This is a genomic window from Propionibacterium cyclohexanicum, from assembly GCF_900111365.1.
GTDB lineage: Bacteria > Actinomycetota > Actinomycetes > Propionibacteriales > Propionibacteriaceae > Propionibacterium > Propionibacterium cyclohexanicum.
Map to the genome: position 1 here is coordinate 43,445 of NZ_FOGZ01000013.1, position 18,671 is coordinate 62,115.

Here is an 18,671-nt window from a genome sequence, read left to right on the forward strand (position 1 = left end):
TGTGTCAATCGGAGTGCCGGGGGCGGCGGTGCGCGACGCGGCTCGGACGGTGGCTCAGATGCTCTCCGGGTCGATCCCCTGCTCGACGACCCGGCGCGCCACCTCGCGAAGCTTGATGTTGCGGTTCTGGCTGGCCTGACGGAGCCGCTCGAATGCGGCGGCCGTTCCGATCCGGTAGCGCTCGACGAGGATACCGACGGCCTGGCCCACCAGCCGGTGGCTCTCGATTGCCTGTCCGAGATTCGCCTCGCGGTGAGCGGACATCTGCTCGGCGAGGACTCGGTCGACTGCCAGCGCGAAGGCCTGGGCAAGCAGGTCGGCGACGATCATCTCGTCGGGGCGGATGCGGCGAGGGCGCGGGAACTGCACCCAGACACGGCAGACCGACTTGGCGCTGTTGGGGACCAGCAGGATGCCGGGACGGGCATGGGTGGCATCGGCATTGCGCACCCCGACCAGTCCCTCGCGAATCGACTCGGGCAGGTCGGCCAGATCGACGACCGTGCCGTCCCGCAGGGCCACCGGCTGCTCCTCGCCGATGTTCAGCTGGACGGTACTGCCACCATCGAAGAGCACCCCGAAGCCGTGTTCGGCAACGCCGAGGACGGTGTCGATGTCCGCTGCTGCCACCAGATCGGTGCTGATCTGAGCCGCCCACGCCCTGCGTTGACGGGCGTCCCGCTCCCGGGTGACATCGCGCATCAGGGCCAGCACCCTCGCCTCGCCGGTCTGTGGGTGGGCGGCGTGGAAGACATCGATCTCGACCCAGACCTTCTTGCGCTCCGTCGTGAAGAACAGGAGCTCACCACCGGTCTTCGTGCCGCTCAGGGCCTCGGCGAGGAAGCTCTCATTGCGGGCACGTGCCGTCGCGTCCTCGGCCTCGGTGGGCCACCACGGGTAGGGCGGCTGCCACGGACCATCGGCGAGGTCATATCCCACCATGTCCGTGAAGGACTGGTTGGCTTCCACCACGGTGCCGCCGCGCGTGAGGACGAGCAGCCCCTCTCGCATCACCCGGGACATGACCCAGAACCAGGCAACATTGACGCCGGTGTCCTCCTGGAGATTCGGATGCGCATCGACGAGCGAGGTCTGGTCCCCGATGCGAGGCTCCGGTAGGTCATCGTCAGTCGCTTGCCGCATGGTCATGGCATGTCCGCCCGTCCGTCCGTGGCCCATGCCCGGGGAGGTGACTGATCGGGCGGGTCGATGGCCACATCGTATAGCCGGGTCGCGGCGGGTATCCATGGGCCCGGCCCCCACTCGAGGACCTCGCTTCCCCTGCGCCAGGGCCCTCACAGGACCCCGATGCCGAGCTCGGCCACAGCAGCGAGCACCTGTGAGGGCCGCACCGCCACGAGCGCCGGATCGGGCTCGGGCGAGTCGACCTCGCCGCGCCGCTGCGATTCGTCGGTGAGCACCCGATGCGGCCCCGGTGGCGGCCCCCACCGGGAGGCCGGGGCAGGTCCGAACAGCACCACCGACGGCCGCCGGTAGGCGCTGGCCAGGTGTGCGACCCCGGTGTCCGCGCTCACGACGAGGAGGCTGCCCGCCACCAGGCCGGCCAACGCCGAGAGGTCGAGACGCCCGGCGAGCACCTCACCGGGCGGCAGGCCGGCGAGCCGGGCCACTTCGAGAGCCCGCGGACGCTCAGCGGCGTCACCGGTGATCACCACCCGGTGTCCCGCCCGCGCAAGCGCCCCAGCAACCTGCCCGAAGTGCCCCACCGGCCACAGCCGGCTGGCACTGCCGGCCCCGGGGTGCACTACGACCGCCCCGGGCACGACCAGGGATGCTGGGACATCCAGATCGACCTCCAGCGGATTCGCCTCGATGCCGTACCAGCCCAGCAGGCTCGTCCATCGTTCCCGTTCGTGCATCTGCTCCACCCATGCGGGCCCGTCCCAGGACGATCCGGCCGCCCGGCAGAGGTACCCGATTCGCCTTCGCGGCGCAAGCGCATCGAGCCGCTCATGGCTTTGGGGGCCCGCACCGTGCAGATTCACCGCGACATCGACAATGCCCGGCTCCAGCGGCACGGGCACCTCGAGCCCGACCATGTCGAGCAGCTCGACACCCCCGATGAGCTCCACGATCGGGGCCAGCCAGGCCGGCGCCGCCAGCCGGAGCCGGTGTTCGGGGAAGGCACGGCCCAGCGCATGCAACGCCGGTACGGCGACGAGCAGGTCACCCAGCTTGAGAGCTCGCAGGACGAGCATCTGCGGTTGTCCAGCCATCCGGATCCTGTCCCTCCTCGACTGCGGCAGTTTCGCCCAGACCGCCCCGGGTACTCCCAGCATGTGCCCAACACGCCCCTTGACCCCCTACCCCGCGCCGTGCTGTTCGATCGCGACGGCACGCTGGTGGTCGACACGCCCTACAACGGCGACCCCGCTCGGGTCCGACCGATGGCCGGTTCCGCAGTGGCGCTGAGCAGGATCCGCACGAGCGGCATCCCGGTCGGTCTCATCTCCAACCAGTCGGGGGTCGGGCGTGGGCTCATCACCACCGGGCAGCTCCAGGCCGTCACCGAGCGGGTGAATGCCCTGCTGGGGCCCTTCGCGGTGATCCTCAACTGCCCCCACCGGCCCGAGGACGGCTGCCTGTGCCGCAAGCCCGCCCCCGGCATGGTCATCGAGGCATGCCAGCAGCTGGGAGTGAGCCCACAGGAGACACTCGTCGTAGGCGACATCGGCTCCGACATGGCGGCGGCGCAGGCCGCCGGTGCCCAGGGCGTGCTCGTCCCCAACCGAGTCACCCGCTATGAGGAGGTGCTCGCTGCACCCCGGGTCGCCCGCTCCCTGCTCGAGGTGGCCGAGCTCGTGTGCAATCCTCGGGTAGCTCACCGCGACGCACGCGAGGAGCCGACGCGAGACCGGCCTGCTGCCGCGCGCACAGCAAAGGTACGGCCGTGAACAGGGTCCTCGTCGCACGTCTCGACTCGCTCGGCGATGTCCTGCTCGCCGGTCCCGCGGTGCGGGCGGTGGCGGCTCGTCACCGGGTGACCATGCTGTGCTCACAGCAAGGCGCCCCCGCTGCGGGCCTGCTGCCCGGCGTCGCGCAGGTGCTCACCTGGCAGTGCCCGTGGATCGTGAACCCCTCCCCCGCGGTCAGGGCAGAGGATCTGGAGGACCTCGTGACCCGGATCGGGTCCCACCGCTTCGACGAGGCAGTCATCCTCACCTCCTTCCACCAGTCGCCCCTGCCGCTGGCGCTCGCGCTGCGCCTTGCCGGTGTCCCCCGGGTCACCGGTGCCTCGGTCGACTACGCGGGAAGCCTGCTCGACATCCGGCTGCGACCCGGCGAGGACTTCCCCGAGGACGAGCCCGAGCCCGTTCGGGCCCTCACCATCGCTGCGGCGGCAGGCCATCGGCTACCTCCCGACGACGAGGGGCACTTGGCGGTGCGACCGACGGCCGAGCCCGCGCGGTGGGTCGGCGAGGGGCACTATGTCGTCGTCCACCCCGGCGCCAGCGCCGCGGCCCGTACCTGGCCTGCGCAGAACCATGGCGAGCTGGTGAGCCTGCTGGCCGCCGAAGGCCGCAAGGTGGTGGTCACCGGCGGCCCGGGGGAGACCTCACTCACTGCATCGGTGGCCGGGAGGGCGGGTCTGGACCTGGGCGGCCGGCTCGACCTCCCGCAACTCGCCGCCGTGCTTGCCGGCGCCGACGCGGTGGTGGTCGGCAATACCGGTCCGGCGCACCTGGCTGCAGCGGTGGGGACCCCTGTGGTGAGCCTCTTCTCCCCGGTCGTGCCTGCGGTTCGCTGGGCACCCTATGGCGTGCCCGTCGAGCTGCTCGGCGACCAGGACGCGCCCTGCCGCGGTTCGCGCGCCCGCGAATGCCCCATTCCGGGCCACCCCTGCCTCAGCGAGGTCACCGCACACCAGGCGCTCGCGGCAGTGCACCGGCTCATCGGACCGGGCCCTCGGTCACCGATGACAGATCCAGATTCCCTGGCAGGTGCACGATGAGGATCCTGGTCTGGCATGTGCACGGTGGCTGGATGAACTCCTTCGTCCGGGGCCGCCACGAGTACCTCCTGCCCACGCTACCCGAAGGCGGCCCGTGGGGCTTGGGACGCGGCGGGCGTGACTGGCCGGCCAGCGCCCGCGAGTGCGCCCCGGGCCAGCTGCGCGAGGAGGATCTCGATGCGGTCGTGCTGCAGCGCCCCGAGGAGATCGCCCAGTGCCAGCGCCTCACCGGCCGCACGCCGGGCCGTGACCTGCCGGCGATCTACCTGGAGCACAACACGCCGAAGGGCCAGGTGCCGAGCAGCGTCCACCCCCTCGCCGACCAGGCCACCATCCCGATCGCGCACGTCACGCACTTCAACGAGCTGTTCTGGGACAACGGCCGCGCCCCGACGAGGGTCATCGAGCACGGCATCGTCGACCCCGGCGAGCAGTACACCGGTGAGCGCGCCTGCCAGTCGGTGGTGGTCAACGAGCCGGTCCGGCGCGGGAGGGTGACCGGCACCGACCTGCTGGCCCATTTCGCCCAACAGGCGCCGCTGGAGGTCTACGGGATGGGCACGGGCGCACTGAACGGCCTGGCTGGCCTGGGACCTGAGCGGGCCCACATCTGCGGAGACCTGCCCACGGCCGAACTGCATGCCCAGCTGGCCCGCACCCGGCTATACCTGCACCCGGTGCGCTGGACCTCGCTCGGGCTGTCCCTGCTGGAGGCCATGCATCTCGCGATGCCCGTAGTGGTGCTGGCGACCACCGAAGCGGTACGGGCCGTCCCCGCGGAGGCCGGCGCGATCTCCACCGATGTCGCCGAGCTCGCCCGCGCCGTGCGGATCCTCATCGCTGACCCTGAGGAGGCTCGACGACGAGGGCGCGTCGCTCGGGCAGCAGCCCTGTCCCGCTACGGGCTGGCCCGTTTCCTCGACGACTGGGACGAGCTGCTCAGCTCGGTGGTGTCGCAGCACCACAGCCACCGGACACGCCGCCAGCCGCAGGTGCATCAGCCCTCATCACGCGAAGACGGCGCCCGCAGCACGGCGCCTCGCAGCACGGAAGGGAGTTCACGATGAGAATCGCCATGGTCTCGGAGCATGCCAGCCCGCTTGCCGTGATCGGAGGAGTGGACGCCGGCGGCCAGAATGTCCATGTCGCCGAGCTGTCCGCCGCCCTGGGGCGGCGAGGTCATCACGTGGTGGTCTACACCCGCCGTGACGATCCGACCCTGCCGGACCGGGTGGTTTTCGCGCCCGGCGTCGAGGTCGTGCACGTGGCTGCCGGCCCGGCGCTTCCGCTGCCGAAGGATCTCCTGTACCCCCACATGGATGCGCTCGCCCGTGGTCTGGCGTCCCAGTGGCGCGCAGAGCCTCCCGATGTCGTGCACGGGCATTTCTGGATGTCGGGTGTCGCGGCCCTGCAGGCGGTACGGCTGGCCCAGACGCCGGATCGCCGTCCGCCCGTGGTGCAGACCTTCCACGCCCTGGGGACGGTGAAGCGTCGCCACCAGGGCCCGGCAGACACCAGCCCGCCGGAGCGCGCCATGCTCGAACCGCGGCTGGCCCGCGAGGTGGACCGGATCATTGCCACCTGTCCCGACGAGGTCCGCGAGTTGCGGGCCATGGGAGCCAGGCCCCGGCGCATCTCGGTGGCGCCCTGCGGGGTGGACCTCGGCCACTTCCGGGCCGAGGGCCCGTCCGAGCCCACTGGCGGCAGACGCCGGATCGCCGTGGTCGGACGTCTGGTGGCGCGCAAGGGTATCGACCTGGTGATCGCTGCCCTGCACGAGCTGGCCGCCGAGGGGATCGGCGATGTCGACCTCCACATCATCGGCGGGAGCAGCGTCGCTGCGGGGCTGGAGGCCGATCCGGAGGCCGGGCGACTGGCGCGGGAAGCCGTGGAGCTCGGGGTCGCCGATCAGGTGATCTTCCGAGGTCAGCTGCCCCGCGAGGAGATGCCGCAGGTCTTGCGCAGCTGCGCGGCGGTGGTCTGCGCCCCCTGGTACGAGCCCTTCGGGATCGTGCCCCTCGAGGCGATGGCCTGCGGCATACCGGTCGTCGTGAGCGCTGTCGGTGGCCTGCAGGATTCAGTCGTCGATGGTGTGACCGGCCTGCACGTTCGCCCGCGGGACCACCGCGCGCTCGCTGCGGCAATCCGCCGCATCCTCGATGATCCTTCCCTGGCCACACGGATGGGGCGTGCCGGGCGGCACCGGGTGGAAAAGCACTACTCCTGGAACACCGTGGCCGAGCTGACCGAGCAGGCCTACCTGAGCTGTGTGGCCCAGCTTGGCGCCAGGCGCGCGAACGCTCCGCTGACGGCCCTCCTGGCGGTGGAGCCATGACCATCCGTCCCATGGCGCCCCGGCGTCGCACCGGAAGTTTCGCGCCACCGCCTCCCGCTCCCGCCAAGCCGGCCGAACTCGAGCTGGGCTGCCTGGTGGATGCCCATCTCGACGCGCACGTGCTCGCCGCGTCCTCGCTTCGTGCATCCTCGGGGCTGCTGGCGCGCTGGGGTGAGGTGCTGGCCGATCGGCTCCTCGCCGGGCACCGGCTGCTTGCCGCAGGCAATGGCGGCTCGGCGGCCGAGGCCCAGCATCTCACCGCCGAGCTGGTCGGGCGTTTCGACGGCGAGCGGAGGGCCTTCTCGGCGATCTCGCTGCACGCCGAGAGCTCGGCGCTCACGGCGATCTCCAACGACTACGGATATGACGATGTCTTCGCGCGCCAGGTGCAGGCGCACGGCCGCCCCGGCGACATCCTCATGCTCTTCAGCACGAGCGGTCGCAGCGTCAACCTGCTGCGCGCCGCGCAGGCCGGGCGCCAGGCGCGGCTCACCAGCTGGGCTCTGACCGGAAGCTCACCCAATCCCCTGGCGCACCTGGCCGATGAGACCCTTGCTGTCGATGGGCCCGCGGCGAGCGCGCAGGAATGCCATCTCATTGCGCTGCACGCGCTGTGCCGGGCCTTCGACGCCCGGGTGGCCTGGCATGCGGCAGGGCAGGGGCCCGGACAAACCCGTCCGGTGCGGCGAGGAGATCGGGCATGAGGATCGTCGTCGTAGGCGATGTCCTGCTGGATCGCGATATCGGCGGTCCCTCCACCCGGCAGTGCCCGGATGCCCCCGCGCCGGTCATCGACGTGGCGCACTGCCTCGTGCGGGCAGGCGGGGCCGGGCTGACCGCACGGCTGCTGGCCCTTGATGGGCACTCCACCACACTGGTCACGGCGCTGTCCGACGACGAGGCCTCCCGGGAGCTGCGCAGCTGCCTGTCCGGGCTGACACTCGTCGCCGGCGGATCGAACGCGCCGACCCCTGTGAAGACCCGGGTGCTGCACTCGGGCCGCGTCCTCGCCCGGCTCGACGAGGGCTGCCAGCCCACGTCGCCCCCGGTGGTCACCGCCGAGATGATCGACGCCCTGGCCGCTGCCGACGCGATCCTCGTCAGCGACTACGGGCGCGGGCTGAGCGCCGATCCCGGACTGCGGGCAGCGCTGGCGCACCAGGCCCGCCGGGTGCCGCTCGTGTGGGACCCCCACCCGCGCGGCGCCGAGCCTGTCGCGGGAGCAGCGGCGGTGACACCGAACCTGCGCGAGGCCCTCGGGGCTGCGGGTACTGATCTGGGGCCCGACGCGAACATCGGCGCGGTGGCCGCCGCGTTGAGACAGCGCTGGCGCTGCCAGGCTCTCGTCGTGACGCTCGGGGACGCCGGCGCATGGCTCGACTCCGGGCCGGACGACGGCCGGGCCCTGGCGGCGGTCCCGCTGGACGGGGTGGACACCTGCGGCGCCGGGGACCGGTTCGCCTCCCGGCTCGCTGCAGGCCTGGCCGAGGCCGGCCGCGGGCACAGACCCGCAGCCCAGCCGGGCATCGTCGATGCGGTGAGCGAGGCCATCGCCGCGACCGGGAGCTTCCTCCGGGCCGGCGGGGTGGCCGCCCTGCCGGCCCCGCCAACACCCCGCTGGACGCCACCGGGCGCATCATCCCTGCGCGCTCCGGCGCCGCAGCGGGCCGGCCGCGCACGCGAACTGGTGAGCCGGCTTCACGCGACCGGCGGCACCGTGGTGGCCACCGGCGGCTGCTTCGACCTGCTTCACGCAGGACATCTGCGGACCCTGCGCGCCGCCCGCGCGCAAGGCGATGCGCTGATCGTCTGCCTCAACTCCGATCGGTCGGTGCGGGCCCTCAAGGGCCCCCAGCGCCCGCTGATGGGTCAGGAGGAGCGCGCGGAGCTGCTCGAAGCGCTGGACTGCGTCGACGCCGTCGTCGTCTTCGACGAGGACACCCCCGTTCAGGTGCTCACCGAGCTGCGGCCGGACGTCTGGGTCAAGGGCGGGGACTACGTCGTCGAGCTGCTTCCCGAATACGAGCTCGTCACCGGCTGGGGCGGTCGCTGCGCGACAGTGCCCTTCCACCCCGGCCACTCGACGTCCTCGCTCGTCACGGCGCTGGAGCGGATCGGACCGGACGCCGCGGTGCCCGGCTGAGCCGAGGCACGGGGATTTCATCCCATGAGAGGCACCAAGACCTCATCCCATCACTCGAGGAGACACACATGACCACAGTGCACGCCGAAGAATTCACCGATACCGCGCCCTCCGCCACCCGCAGCCCCGGTCGCGTCCTTGTCACCGGCGGGGCATCGGGGCTGGGGGCCGCCGTGGTGGCCGCCGTCGCCGGGGCGGGCGGGACTCCCGTGGCCCTCGATCTGGCGCCGGGCCCCGGCACATCCGCCACCTGGAATCAGGTTGACGTCACCGACCGGGTGGCCGTCGAGGATGCCGTGACGCAGGCCGCCGAGCGGCTCGGCGGACTCGACGCTGTCGTCACAGCGGCGGGCATCGACCGGTGCGGCCGGCTGCTGGACGTGCCCGCCCAGCAGTGGGAGCACGTCGTCCAGGTGAATCTCTTCGGCACCGTGAACACGGTGCGGGCCGCGCTGCCCCACCTGCTGGCCACCCACGGCCGGGTCGTCACGGTCGCCTCGACGCTGGCGCTTCGCGGGGTCTCCGACGCAACCGCCTACTGCGCCTCGAAGTTCGCCGTGCTCGGTTTCAGCCAGGCACTCACCGCCGAAACCGCCGGGCAGGTGGGTGTCACCACGCTCATCCCAGGCGGCATGGACACGCACTTCTTCGACGGGCGCACCGAACAGTACCGCCCCACCGACAACTCGCAGCTCAATGACCCGGCCAGGGTGGCGCAGGCCGTGCTCTTCGCGCTGTCCCAGCCACGCGGCTGCGAGATCCGCCAGCTGTTCATCGCCCACGAGAACGAGCCCTCCTGGCCCTGAGCCAGGGCGCCGGCGAAGACCAGGAGGGCGGCAGTCACTTCCGGCGGGCCGGGGCCCGATCCTCGGGTCCGGCCTGCTCCTCGTCCGCCTCGCCCGCCGCGCGCCTGGCCTTCTCCACCGGCTCCTCGTCCGGGCCCGCCGCTCCTGAGACCACGCTCCTGGCCCTGTTCACGGCGTCCTTGGCGGTGTCCTTGGCCTTCTCGACGATCCCCATGATCAGTTTCCCTTCCGCGATCGATCCCCCGGCCGGGCCGGCCGCCAGGATGTCCTTCTCGGGCCTGTGCACGTGCTCACGCATCGGCTCGCCGCCCCAGCTCAGCGCGATCGGTACGCGGCAGTCCGCGCCCCGGGCGCTCGAACAGCGTCCTGGCGTCCACCCGACGCTCATCAACCGTCGTGCGCGACTCCAGGTGGACGGCGCCGGAGGGCACGATGCCCGCGCCACCCCTGATCGCCATGACACGCCACTGGGCCAGGACGTCCTCGCCGCTGTGGTCCGGCGGCAGGTCCTGCCAGAATCCGAAACCGCCGGCCTCGACGAGCACCGCCCGGTCGTACAGGACGCATCCGCCCACCCAGGCCACCCGGTAGGTCGCCGCCGCGCCGGGCGGGAGCCCGAGCCGTACGGCAAGGTGGGCGAGATTGGCGGCGTTGTGCAGCGGCCAGCGTCGCTCCACCTGGCTGCCCAGCCCGGCCTCCTCGGGCTCGACCGGGCCCTCCCACAATTCGAATTCCTCCTCCTGCACCGGGCGGGCATCGCCCAGATAGGACAGCCCCTGGACGGCCTCCCCGACGAAGCCCGCGCCGCTGTCCCGAAGGACCCGGCACATCACCTCGAGCTGGCCCGGCTCGAGCCAGACGTCGTCGTCGAGGAAGAGCACCTGGCGCGCCTCGGGCGCACCTCGCAGGGAGAGCTCGAGCAGGTGGGCGCGCTGCTGGGCCATGCCGCGTCGAGGCATGTTGCGGTCCAGCACGACCGGATGGCCCTGGGCACGCAGCACCCGCAGCATCGCTGCCGCGGCCGGATGCTGCCAGTCGGGGCTCTGCGCGCTCTGGTCGCTGATCACCACGCGGAATCCTGGCCGATCCTGGCCGGCCAGGCCAGCCAGGGTCACGGCCAGCTCGGCGGGACGCTCGCAGGTGGGCACCAGCACGTCAAGCTGACCGCCGCTCAGACCCCTCGCACCGGTGGCCGCCCACTCCCCGGCCGTGCGCCGCTGGATCGGGCGGGGTCCGGGGCGACGCATTCGCTCGATCATGGCGCTGGTGGAGTGCCCAGCGGTATATCCCACCATCCGCACCTGGCCGCCGGCATCGTGCACGGCGCTGACCTCGGGTCCGAGCATCGACTCGGCGTAGTCGCCGCCCTTCACATAGACATCGGGGCGGATCGCCTCGATGAGTGCCACCGGGGTGTCCTCCTCGAAGCCTGCCACCAGATCGACCGAGGCCAGGGCCGTCAGCATCGCCGCCCGGTCCTCGAATCCGTTCACGGGCCGGCCCGGGCCCTTGAGCCGGCGCACCGAGTCGTCGGAGTTCAGCCCTACGACCAGCAGATCACCCAGGCCCCGGGCCTGCTCGAGATAGCCGACATGGCCGCGGTGCAGGATGTCGAAGCAGCCGTTGGTGAAGACGATGCGCCGGCCAGCTGCCCGCTCCCGGGCGATCCGCGCGGCGATCCGGCGCCGATCCCACAGCACCGCGCTGGCCCGCATCGACTCCGCGTCACAGGTTGCGGTCCCGGGCCGACTCGTCACCACATCGGCTGCCGCCTGGGCGAAGTCGACGGCTGCCCGCACTGGGGCCTCGACAGCGAGGGCGAGGACCAGAGCGGCGTCGAAGCTGTCGCCGGCGCCCACCGCGTCGGTATCCGGTGCGGGCCGGGCGTGGGTACGGTGCAGCTCCTGGTCGCGGGTCATGGCCACTGCTCCGTCGCGGTCCAAGGTGAGCACCACCATGGCTGCGCCGCAGGCGTCGACCAGCTCCTCGCGCCGGGCCCGGGCCAGATCGGCCCGGTCCTGTGCACCGGCCGGCTCATCGGCCAGCAGCCTGCAGCACTCCTGCCAGTTGGGCGTCACGAGATCTGGCGAGAGCTCGCGCCAGGCCGCCAGCTCGTGGGCGTCCACGGCGAGCAGACGGGGACGCGGGCCGCGGCCAAGGGCGCCGCGAATGGCCGACGCGGCCCCGAGCCCGTAGTCGCAGACGAGCACGCTGAGCTGCGGGTCGCCGAGTATGCCAGACACCCGTTCGGCCAGCTCGTCGCCGAGCGAGTCGGCGGGCGGTCCGCCGGTCCCCTCGTCCACCCGCGCCAGGATGACCCCCTGGGAGGAGATCCGGGTCTTGCGCGCCGTCGTGGCGCCGGGCTGGCGCAGTATCGCAGCGGTGCCGACACCCGCCTGGTCGAGCAGGCCGACGAGCCGGCGCCCGGCCTCGTCCTCGCCGACCACCCCACACAGCTCGACGCGCGCCCCCAGCGCGGCGAGCGCGACCGCGGTGTTGCCCGCCCCTCCGGGGAAGCACTGGCGAGCCTGGGCGCGGACCACCGGCACCGGGGCCTCGCGGGACAGCGCCGTGCTGGGGCCCGACCACCACTCGTCCAAGATCACATCGCCGCAGACCAGTACTCGCGGGCGCCGGTCTGCGATCCGCTCAAGAATCCGTGTCAGCTCATCCCTCATCGCCGACGCCTCCCGGGGCCGCGACGCCGGGGATGCGGGCCGGCGCAATGTGGACGACCTTCACGACGGTCATCTCGTCGAGCAATCCGGGACCGTAGCCACAGCCGTTTCCGCTGGCCCCTCGGGGGGTCGCCGACCCGCCGGGCGCACCTCCGAAGACCTCGTTGATCTTGACGGTGCCCACGCACAGCTCTTCGACGGCCCGCTGGGCATGGGCGAGATCGGGCGTGAGCACGGTCGCCGCGAGGCCGTAACGGTCCTGGCTGGCCAGGGCGAGGCCCTCCTCGAAACTGCCGACGACCTGGATCGGCGCGATCGGCCCGAAGGTCTCCTCGCGGGTGAGCTCCATGTCGGGGCGGCAATCCGTGATCACCGTCGCCGGGTAGTGGAAGCCCGGCCCCTGCCCGATCTCGCCGCCGACGAGGATCCGTGCCCCGGCCCGGGCTGCCGCATCCACCTGGGCGTGCACCCTCTCGCGCAGTGCCCCGTCCACGAGCGGGCCGAGCTCACCGGATTCGTTGATCTGCTCAGCCTGGTGCACCAGGGCGTCGACCACCGGCCCGGCCACCGACTCATGCACGTAGACCCGCTCCACCGAGGTGCAGACCTGCCCGCTGTTGGCGAAGGCGCCCAGCGCGATCTGGGCCGCGGCCCACTGCGGGTCGACGCCTGCATCGACGACAAGGGGGTCGTTGCCGCCGTTCTCGAGCACGAGGTGGACGCCGCTGTCCGCGGTCAGCCGCTGGATCTTGCGTCCGGTCGAGCTCGAGCCGATGTGGGCGACCACTCCGACGAGCGGGTGGGAGACCAGGGCGGCGCCGAGGGCCGGGCCCCCGGTCAGGGTCTGTACGACCCCCTCGGGCAGGCACTCGGTGAGGATCCGGCCGAACTCGCGGCCCAGCCGCGGGCAGTGCTCGCTCGGCTTGAGGATGAGGCAGTTCCCGGTGACCAGCGCCGCGGCCGCCAGCTCGCAGGCGACTGCCACCGGGTCGTTCCAGGGTGTCAGGGCCACTGCGACCCCGCGCGGCTCGCGGCGGCTGTAGTCGCTGCAATAGGCCTGCCCGGCCAGCCGGGTGCCGCCGTGCATGGTGCCCAGGACGGCGGTGCTGCGCAGTGTCGCTACCCCGGCCCTGATGCCGTCAATCGCCTCACCGGTGGGCCGCCCGGTCTCGCGCGTGTTGATCTCGGCCAGCTGTGCAGCCCGCGCCTCCAGCAGGCCGGCCGCCTCGGTCAGCCTGGACGACCTATCCGCGGCAGCGGTACGTGCCCAGCCGGGCTGGGCACGCCAGGCTCGCCGGATCGCCTCGTTCGCAGTCTCGGGCGTGTCGACGGCCACGGTGTCCACCACGCTCCCGTCACGCGGATCGACGACGGTGAGCACGCCCTCCTCGGGGATCGTCGCGTCGTGCTCGGTGAAAGTGGGTACGGACATGGTGCCTCCTGCGTGTGGTCTCGTGCGTGCCACTTACCCCGGCAGCAATCGCTCACACCTGCGATGCGCCGCACCACCACCCCGCCCACCGCCGACTCCCGGAGCCTGATCCCCATGGATGCTGCCGAACCCTTCACCGATGTGCACCGCATCGTCGTCCTGCGCGCAGGCGGGCTGGGGGATCTGCTGTTCACCGTCCCGGCTCTCCACGCCCTCCACGAGAGCTATCCGCAGGCCTCGATCGAGATCCTCGGCGCCCCAGTGGCTGCGCTGCTGGAAGGCCGGCTGCCCTTCCCGGTGACCACCCGGCGGCTGCCCCCGGTGGCCGGTGTGACAGCGCCGCCGGATCGGCCGACCGACGTGAGTGACTTCGTGGCGACGATCACGCAACAGCCGATCGACCTGGCAGTCCAGTTGCACGGCGGCGGCCGGTTCTCGAACCCCTTCCTGCTCTCGCTCGGGGCGCGCCACACGGTGGGCTGCGCCACCGACGACGCCGACGCTCTCGAGCGGACCCTGCCCTATCGCTTCTACCAGCACGAGGTGGCGCGTGATCTCGAGGTGGTCGGCCTCGCGGGCGCGCTGACGATGATGCGCGAACCCCGGCTCGCGCCACTCGACGAGGACCTGGCACGAGCCGACCAGGCGCTCGGCATCACGGCAGAGGGCCACTCCCCGCTGGTCGTCCTGCACCCGGGAGCGACCGATCCCCGCCGGCGCTGGCCGGTGGGCAACTTCGCCCAGCTCGCGTCCGCGCTCGCCCGCGAGGGCGCCCAGGTGGCCGTGATCGGTGACCGGAGCGAGCAGGAGCTTGCCGAGGCCGTCGTGAGGGAGGCAGAGGCCCGGGGCGGGTCGGCCGGCCGCTCCCCCGTCGTCTCGCTGGCTGGGCGCCTTGGGCTGGGCGGGCTGACCGGGCTGCTCGCCCGGGCCGATCTCGTGGTGGCCAACGACTCCGGCCCCCGCCACCTTGCCGACGCGCTGGGCACCGCGACCTGCTCGGTGTACTGGTGCGGCAATGTCATCACGGCCGGTCCGCAGACCCGACTGCGCCACCGCATCCGCATTGCCTGGGTCACCAGCTGCCCGGTGTGCGGGGTCGACGTCACCCAGGTGGGCTGGACCGCTCAACGATGCCCGCACGATCCGTCGTTCGTGGCGAGTGTTGGTGTCGACGCCGTGCTCGAGGACGCCCGGTCGCTGCTCGGCTCGGGTGTTGCCCACTGATCGGGCCCGGATATCGTCCCTTCACCGCCAGCCGAAACTTCGGCGCACAGGCCCGCAGTGTGCTTGCCTGGAAGCATGTCCAGAAGCCAGTACACGTTCGAGAATCCAGTGACCCGCTATCCCCAGGTCGAGGCTCCCGAGGAGCAGGTGCCCGAGCCTGGCCACGACACGCAACTGACTCCATCGGCCGACCACGGCGAGGAGACCTACCGGGGCTCCTCGCGCCTGGTGGGGCGAAAGGCCCTCATCACCGGCGGTGATTCCGGAATCGGGGCGGCGGTGGCCATCGCCTTCGCCCGCGAGGGCGCCGACGTGGCGTTCACCTATCTGCCCGAGGAGGAGGACGACGCCCAGCACGTGCGCAACCAGGTCGAAACGGCCGGGCACAAGGCCGTGCTCATCCCGGGCGATCTTTCGCACAGCTCCTTCTGCTCCCAGGCGGTGAGCACCGCAGTACGCGAACTCGGCGGGCTCGACATCCTGGTCAACAATGCGGGCAAGCAGCTGTACTGCACCGACATCGTCGACCTGCCCGACGAGCAGTTCGAGCAGACCATGCGCACCAATGTCTTTGCGCTGTTCCACCTCACCAAGGCCGCAGTGCCCCATCTGAGACCCGGCTCGACGATCATCAACACCACCTCGGTGCAGGCCTACCTGCCCTCCCCCATCCTGCTCGACTACGCCACCACGAAGGCCGCCATCAACGGGTTCACCAAGGCGCTCGCCGCGCAGCTTGCCCCCAAGGGCATCCGCGTCAATGCCGTGGCACCTGGTCCGATCTGGACTCCGCTGCAGCCCAGCGGCGGCCAGCCCAACGAGAAGCTGGCCCACTTCGGCTCCCAGACCCCGCTGGGACGCAGCGGCCAGCCCGCCGAACTGGCACCCGCCTATGTCTTCCTGGCCTCGCCCGAGTCGAGCTATGTGGCCGGCGAGACGCTCGCGGTGACCGGGGGAATGCCCACCCCCTGAGCAGGCGAGCAGCACGCTGGCGTGTCGGCGATCCCGGCCGCGCGGCGAACCATCGCAGTCCCGATGGCGGGCCAGCGACGGACCTGACGCATTGCGGGGGGAGGGCGTAAGCCCTCCCCCGCAATGGCCTGTCGGGAACTCAGCTCACGAGGCGGGCTCCAGGGCCGGCAGCGCGGCGTTGATGGCGTCCACCGAGGCCTTCGCGTCGCCGAACAGCATCACCGTGTTCTCCTCGAAGAACAGCGGGTTCTGCACGCCGGCATAGCCGGCATTCATCGAGCGCTTGAACACGATGACCTTCTTCGCCTCCCAGACATGGAGCACGGGCATGCCCGAGATCGGCGAGCCGGGATCCATCGCGGCCGGGTTGACGGTGTCGTTGGCGCCGATGACAAGGGCCACGTCGGTGTCGGAGAAGTCGTCGTTGATCTCGTCCATCTCCATGACGATGTCATAGGGCACGTGCGCCTCCGCCAGCAGCACGTTCATATGACCCGGCAGCCGTCCGGCCACCGGATGGATCCCGAAACGTACCTGTGTGCCCTGGGCCTGCAGCTTCTTCACGAGCTCGGCAACCGGGTACTGAGCCTGCGCCACGGCCATGCCATAGCCTGGGGTGATGATGACCTTCTCGGCACCTCGCAGCAGCTGCGCGGCACCGGCAGCATCCACCTCGGCGATGTCGCCCTGCGGGCCGGCCGCGGTACTGGCCGTCTCCTGCCCGAAGCCGCCCAGGATCACCGAGACGAAGGAGCGATTCATCGCCTTGCACATGATGTAGGACAGGATCGCACCGGACGCGCCGACAAGGGCGCCGGTGACGATGAGCACGGACAGTCCCAGGCTGAATCCGCTGAACGCAGCCGCCCAGCCGGAGTAGCTGTTGAGCATCGAGATGACCACCGGCATGTCGGCACCGCCGATCGCCGCCACGAGATGGATGCCGAGCAGCAGCGCGAGCACCGTCAGGAGGATGAGCGGCAGCCAGCCGCCGCCGTTGGCGAACCAGATGCCGCAGGCGATGATCGCCACGAGGGCGCCGAGGTTGAGCCAGTTGCGTCCTGGCAGGGTGAGCGGGGCCGACTTGATCCGTCCGGAGAGCTTGCCCCAGGCCACGATCGATCCGGTGAAGGTGACGGCGCCGATGAAGATGCCGATCCACATCTCGTACATCGAGAACGCCTCGGCGTGCGGGTGCTCGAGATAGGCATTGATGCCGACGAGCACCGCGGCAGCACCGACGAAGCTGTGCAGCTGGGCGACGAGCTCGGGCATGCCGGTCATCTCGACCTTCGCCGCCTTGTACAGCCCGATGGCTGCGCCGATGACCATAGCGACTGCCATGAGCACCCAGGCGATGGTCCTGGTGTCCTGGCTGGCCATCGAGACCATCGAGGCGATGATGGCGAGCACCATGCCGAGGATGCCGAAGGCGTTGCCCCGCCGGGAGGTCTCGTGCTTGCTGAGCCCGGCCAATGCCAGGATGAACAGCAGGCCCGAGACGATGAACGTCGCATTGATGAAATTGCTGACCCGTGCCGTTTCGAGAAGCACCATCGCCGGTCACGCCTTCCTGAACATGTTGAGCATCCGGCGCGTCACCGAGAAGCCGCCGAAAACGTTGATGGACGCGATGAGCACGCCGAGCGCGGCGATGATCATGATCGCCGGATTGTCCTTGGGCAGCTGCAGCATCGCCCCGACGATGATGATGCCGCTGATGGCATTGGTGACGCTCATGAGCGGGGTGTGCAGGGCGTGGGTGACATTCCAGACCACGTAGTAGCCGACGACGACGGCCACGGCGAAGACGCTGAACAGCGAGATGAAGGATGCCGGGGCGAAGGTGAGCAGGGCGATGAGGGCGATGGCGAGCACGCCGACAACCGCGAACGAGACGTACCAGGGCCGGGGTGGCTTGACAGCTTCCGGTTGTCTGTCCGCCACTGCCGCGGGCTTGACCGCCGGTGCCGCCGAGACCTGGATCGGTGGTGGCGGGAAGGTGATCTGGCCGTCCTTGGCCACCGTCATGTTCCGCAGCACCTCGTCGTCGAAGTCCACGACGAGCTGGCCATCCTTGCCCGGGGTGGCGAGCTTCAGCAGGTTCACCAGATTGGTGGAGTACAGCTGGCTGGCCTGGCCGGGCAGCCGGCTGGGCATGTCGGTGTATCCGATGATCGTGACCCCGTTGTCGGTGGTGTACTTCTCGCCGGGCCGGGTGAGCACGCAGTTGCCGCCGCCCAGCGCGGCGAGATCGACGATGACCGAGCCGGGCTTCATGGATGCGACCATCTCGGCGGTGATGAGCTTCGGGCTCGGACGCCCGGGGATGGCAGCGGTGGTGACGATGACATCGACCTTCGGGCACTGCTCGGCATACAGCTCGCCAGCACGCTTGTTGTAGTCGTCGGTGGTTTGCTTGGCGTAACCGTCCGAGCTGACCGCCTGCTCGTCCCCGGCCGCCCGGACGTTCAGGAAGGTGGCGCCCATCGACTCCACCTGCTCGGCCGTCTCGGGGCGCACATCGGTGGCGTAGACCTCTGCACCCATCGAGTTGGCCGCGCCAAGGGCGGCAAGGCCTGCCACTCCGGTGCCGATGACGAAGACCTTGGCGGGGGCGACCTTGCCGGCGGCCGTCACCTGGCCCCCGAAGGTGCGTCCATAGGCGTAGGCCGCCTCGACAATGGCGCGGTAGCCGGAGATATTGGCTGTGGAGCTCAGGGCATCCATGGACTGGGCGCGGCTGATACGCGGCACCATGTCCATGCTCATGCCGGTGACCCCGGCGCGCTGGAGGGCCTCGACGAGGCCAGGATTCTCTCGTGGGTGGAGGAAGGTGATGAGCGTCGCGCCGGCATGCATGGCGGCCAGTTCCTCCACGCTCGGCTCGTTGACCGCCAGGACGATGTCGGCGCCCCATGCGGTGACGGTGTCGACCAGTTCTGCCCCGGCTGCCTCGTACTCGGCGTCGGGCAGCGCTGCCCGTGCTCCGGCACCACGCTCGACTGCGACCTCATAGCCCAGCTTCAGCAGCTGGGGCACGGTCTTCGGGGTGGCTGCCACCCGGCGTTCGCCAGGCAGCGATTCCCGTGGAATGCCTATTCTCAT

The 18,671-nt window shown here is 71.0% G+C and carries 16 protein-coding genes; 9 read left to right on the plus strand and 7 right to left on the minus strand.

Translation table 11 applies throughout. The annotated features are described in order from the left end of the window. Window positions 1–54: 54 nt before the first annotated feature. Complete coding sequence (locus BMX93_RS07430) at window positions 55–1,149, minus strand: ANTAR domain-containing protein (RefSeq protein WP_177170119.1); 1,095 nt, start codon at window positions 1,147–1,149, stop codon at window positions 55–57. A gap of 146 nt (window positions 1,150–1,295) precedes the next feature. Then, window positions 1,296–2,237, minus strand: coding sequence for a glycosyltransferase family 9 protein (locus BMX93_RS07435; protein ID WP_091969643.1), 942 nt, complete (start codon window positions 2,235–2,237; stop codon window positions 1,296–1,298). Between the two features lie 63 nt (window positions 2,238–2,300). Here BMX93_RS07435 and BMX93_RS07440 point away from each other — a divergent pair, with 63 nt between their 5' ends. From BMX93_RS07440 to BMX93_RS07470, 7 genes are all read left to right on the plus strand, one after another. Then, complete coding sequence (locus BMX93_RS07440) at window positions 2,301–2,915, plus strand: D-glycero-alpha-D-manno-heptose-1,7-bisphosphate 7-phosphatase (RefSeq protein ID WP_218139262.1); 615 nt, start codon at window positions 2,301–2,303, stop codon at window positions 2,913–2,915. Then, a complete protein-coding gene (locus BMX93_RS07445) occupies window positions 2,912–3,973 on the plus strand; it encodes a glycosyltransferase family 9 protein (RefSeq protein WP_091969645.1) in 1,062 nt (353 codons plus the stop codon). Before BMX93_RS07440 ends, BMX93_RS07445 begins: the two co-directional genes overlap by 4 nt. After that, on the plus strand, window positions 3,970–5,040 hold the full coding sequence (locus BMX93_RS07450; protein ID WP_091969647.1) for a glycosyltransferase: 1,071 nt from the start codon (window positions 3,970–3,972) through the stop codon (window positions 5,038–5,040). The genes BMX93_RS07445 and BMX93_RS07450 overlap by 4 nt, the downstream gene beginning before the upstream one ends. Further along, complete coding sequence (locus BMX93_RS07455) at window positions 5,037–6,308, plus strand: glycosyltransferase (RefSeq protein ID WP_091969649.1); 1,272 nt, start codon at window positions 5,037–5,039, stop codon at window positions 6,306–6,308. The genes BMX93_RS07450 and BMX93_RS07455 overlap by 4 nt, the downstream gene beginning before the upstream one ends. Then, complete coding sequence (locus BMX93_RS07460; protein WP_091969651.1) at window positions 6,305–7,012, plus strand: D-sedoheptulose-7-phosphate isomerase; 708 nt, start codon at window positions 6,305–6,307, stop codon at window positions 7,010–7,012. The genes BMX93_RS07455 and BMX93_RS07460 overlap by 4 nt, the downstream gene beginning before the upstream one ends. Continuing rightward, on the plus strand, window positions 7,009–8,451 hold the full coding sequence (locus tag BMX93_RS07465; RefSeq protein WP_091969662.1) for a PfkB family carbohydrate kinase: 1,443 nt from the start codon (window positions 7,009–7,011) through the stop codon (window positions 8,449–8,451). Before BMX93_RS07460 ends, BMX93_RS07465 begins: the two co-directional genes overlap by 4 nt. 68 nt (window positions 8,452–8,519) lie before the next feature. After that, window positions 8,520–9,257 carry an SDR family oxidoreductase gene (locus BMX93_RS07470; protein ID WP_091969664.1) on the plus strand — a complete coding sequence of 246 codons (738 nt, stop codon included), beginning with the start codon at window positions 8,520–8,522 and terminating at the stop codon, window positions 9,255–9,257. A 34-nt stretch (window positions 9,258–9,291) separates the two neighbouring features. Here the strand turns inward: BMX93_RS07470 and BMX93_RS07475 are convergent, their stop codons facing one another. Genes BMX93_RS07475 through BMX93_RS07485 form a run of 3 tightly spaced genes read right to left on the minus strand, consistent with a single transcriptional unit; the run spans window position 9,292 to window position 13,367 of the window. Further along, complete coding sequence (locus tag BMX93_RS07475; protein WP_091969666.1) at window positions 9,292–9,555, minus strand: hypothetical protein; 264 nt, start codon at window positions 9,553–9,555, stop codon at window positions 9,292–9,294. Continuing rightward, window positions 9,548–11,935: a D-glycero-beta-D-manno-heptose 1-phosphate adenylyltransferase gene (rfaE2, locus tag BMX93_RS13105; protein ID WP_218139263.1), complete on the minus strand. Its 2,388-nt coding sequence runs from the start codon at window positions 11,933–11,935 to the stop codon at window positions 9,548–9,550. The genes BMX93_RS07475 and rfaE2 overlap by 8 nt, the downstream gene beginning before the upstream one ends. Then, window positions 11,925–13,367: an aldehyde dehydrogenase family protein gene (locus tag BMX93_RS07485; RefSeq protein ID WP_091969668.1), complete on the minus strand. Its 1,443-nt coding sequence runs from the start codon at window positions 13,365–13,367 to the stop codon at window positions 11,925–11,927. The genes rfaE2 and BMX93_RS07485 overlap by 11 nt, the downstream gene beginning before the upstream one ends. 114 nt (window positions 13,368–13,481) lie before the next feature. Between BMX93_RS07485 and BMX93_RS07490 the strand changes: the two genes are divergently transcribed. Beyond that, window positions 13,482–14,591 carry a glycosyltransferase family 9 protein gene (locus BMX93_RS07490; RefSeq protein WP_218139264.1) on the plus strand — a complete coding sequence of 370 codons (1,110 nt, stop codon included), beginning with the start codon at window positions 13,482–13,484 and terminating at the stop codon, window positions 14,589–14,591. A 75-nt stretch (window positions 14,592–14,666) separates the two neighbouring features. Beyond that, on the plus strand, window positions 14,667–15,563 hold the full coding sequence (locus tag BMX93_RS07495) for an SDR family oxidoreductase (protein WP_091969670.1): 897 nt from the start codon (window positions 14,667–14,669) through the stop codon (window positions 15,561–15,563). A gap of 144 nt (window positions 15,564–15,707) precedes the next feature. On the opposite strand, the gene pntB is transcribed toward BMX93_RS07495, so the two are convergent. After that, entirely contained in the window at window positions 15,708–17,120 is a 1,413-nt protein-coding gene (gene pntB / locus BMX93_RS07500; protein WP_091969673.1) for a Re/Si-specific NAD(P)(+) transhydrogenase subunit beta, read from the minus strand. Window positions 17,121–17,126: 6 nt separating this feature from the next. Next, complete coding sequence (locus BMX93_RS07505) at window positions 17,127–18,671, minus strand: Re/Si-specific NAD(P)(+) transhydrogenase subunit alpha (protein ID WP_091969675.1); 1,545 nt, start codon at window positions 18,669–18,671, stop codon at window positions 17,127–17,129.

What these genes read in the sequence shown, in the direction of transcription:
- BMX93_RS07430 (WP_177170119.1), bottom strand. Translation starts at nt 1,149, where the DNA reads ATGACCATGCGGCAAGCGACTGACGATGACCTACCGGAGCCTCGCATC.
- BMX93_RS07435 (WP_091969643.1), bottom strand. Translation starts at nt 2,237, where the DNA reads ATGGCTGGACAACCGCAGATGCTCGTCCTGCGAGCTCTCAAGCTGGGT.
- BMX93_RS07450 (WP_091969647.1), top strand. Translation starts at nt 3,970, where the DNA reads ATGAGGATCCTGGTCTGGCATGTGCACGGTGGCTGGATGAACTCCTTC.
- BMX93_RS07455 (WP_091969649.1), top strand. Translation starts at nt 5,037, where the DNA reads ATGAGAATCGCCATGGTCTCGGAGCATGCCAGCCCGCTTGCCGTGATC.
- BMX93_RS07460 (WP_091969651.1), top strand. Translation starts at nt 6,305, where the DNA reads ATGACCATCCGTCCCATGGCGCCCCGGCGTCGCACCGGAAGTTTCGCG.
- BMX93_RS07465 (WP_091969662.1), top strand. Translation starts at nt 7,009, where the DNA reads ATGAGGATCGTCGTCGTAGGCGATGTCCTGCTGGATCGCGATATCGGC.
- BMX93_RS07470 (WP_091969664.1), top strand. Translation starts at nt 8,520, where the DNA reads ATGACCACAGTGCACGCCGAAGAATTCACCGATACCGCGCCCTCCGCC.
- BMX93_RS07475 (WP_091969666.1), bottom strand. Translation starts at nt 9,555, where the DNA reads ATGCGTGAGCACGTGCACAGGCCCGAGAAGGACATCCTGGCGGCCGGC.
- rfaE2 (WP_218139263.1), bottom strand. Translation starts at nt 11,935, where the DNA reads ATGAGGGATGAGCTGACACGGATTCTTGAGCGGATCGCAGACCGGCGC.
- BMX93_RS07485 (WP_091969668.1), bottom strand. Translation starts at nt 13,367, where the DNA reads ATGTCCGTACCCACTTTCACCGAGCACGACGCGACGATCCCCGAGGAG.
- BMX93_RS07490 (WP_218139264.1), top strand. Translation starts at nt 13,482, where the DNA reads ATGGATGCTGCCGAACCCTTCACCGATGTGCACCGCATCGTCGTCCTG.
- BMX93_RS07495 (WP_091969670.1), top strand. Translation starts at nt 14,667, where the DNA reads ATGTCCAGAAGCCAGTACACGTTCGAGAATCCAGTGACCCGCTATCCC.
- pntB (WP_091969673.1), bottom strand. Translation starts at nt 17,120, where the DNA reads ATGGTGCTTCTCGAAACGGCACGGGTCAGCAATTTCATCAATGCGACG.
- BMX93_RS07505 (WP_091969675.1), bottom strand. Translation starts at nt 18,671, where the DNA reads ATGAGAATAGGCATTCCACGGGAATCGCTGCCTGGCGAACGCCGGGTG.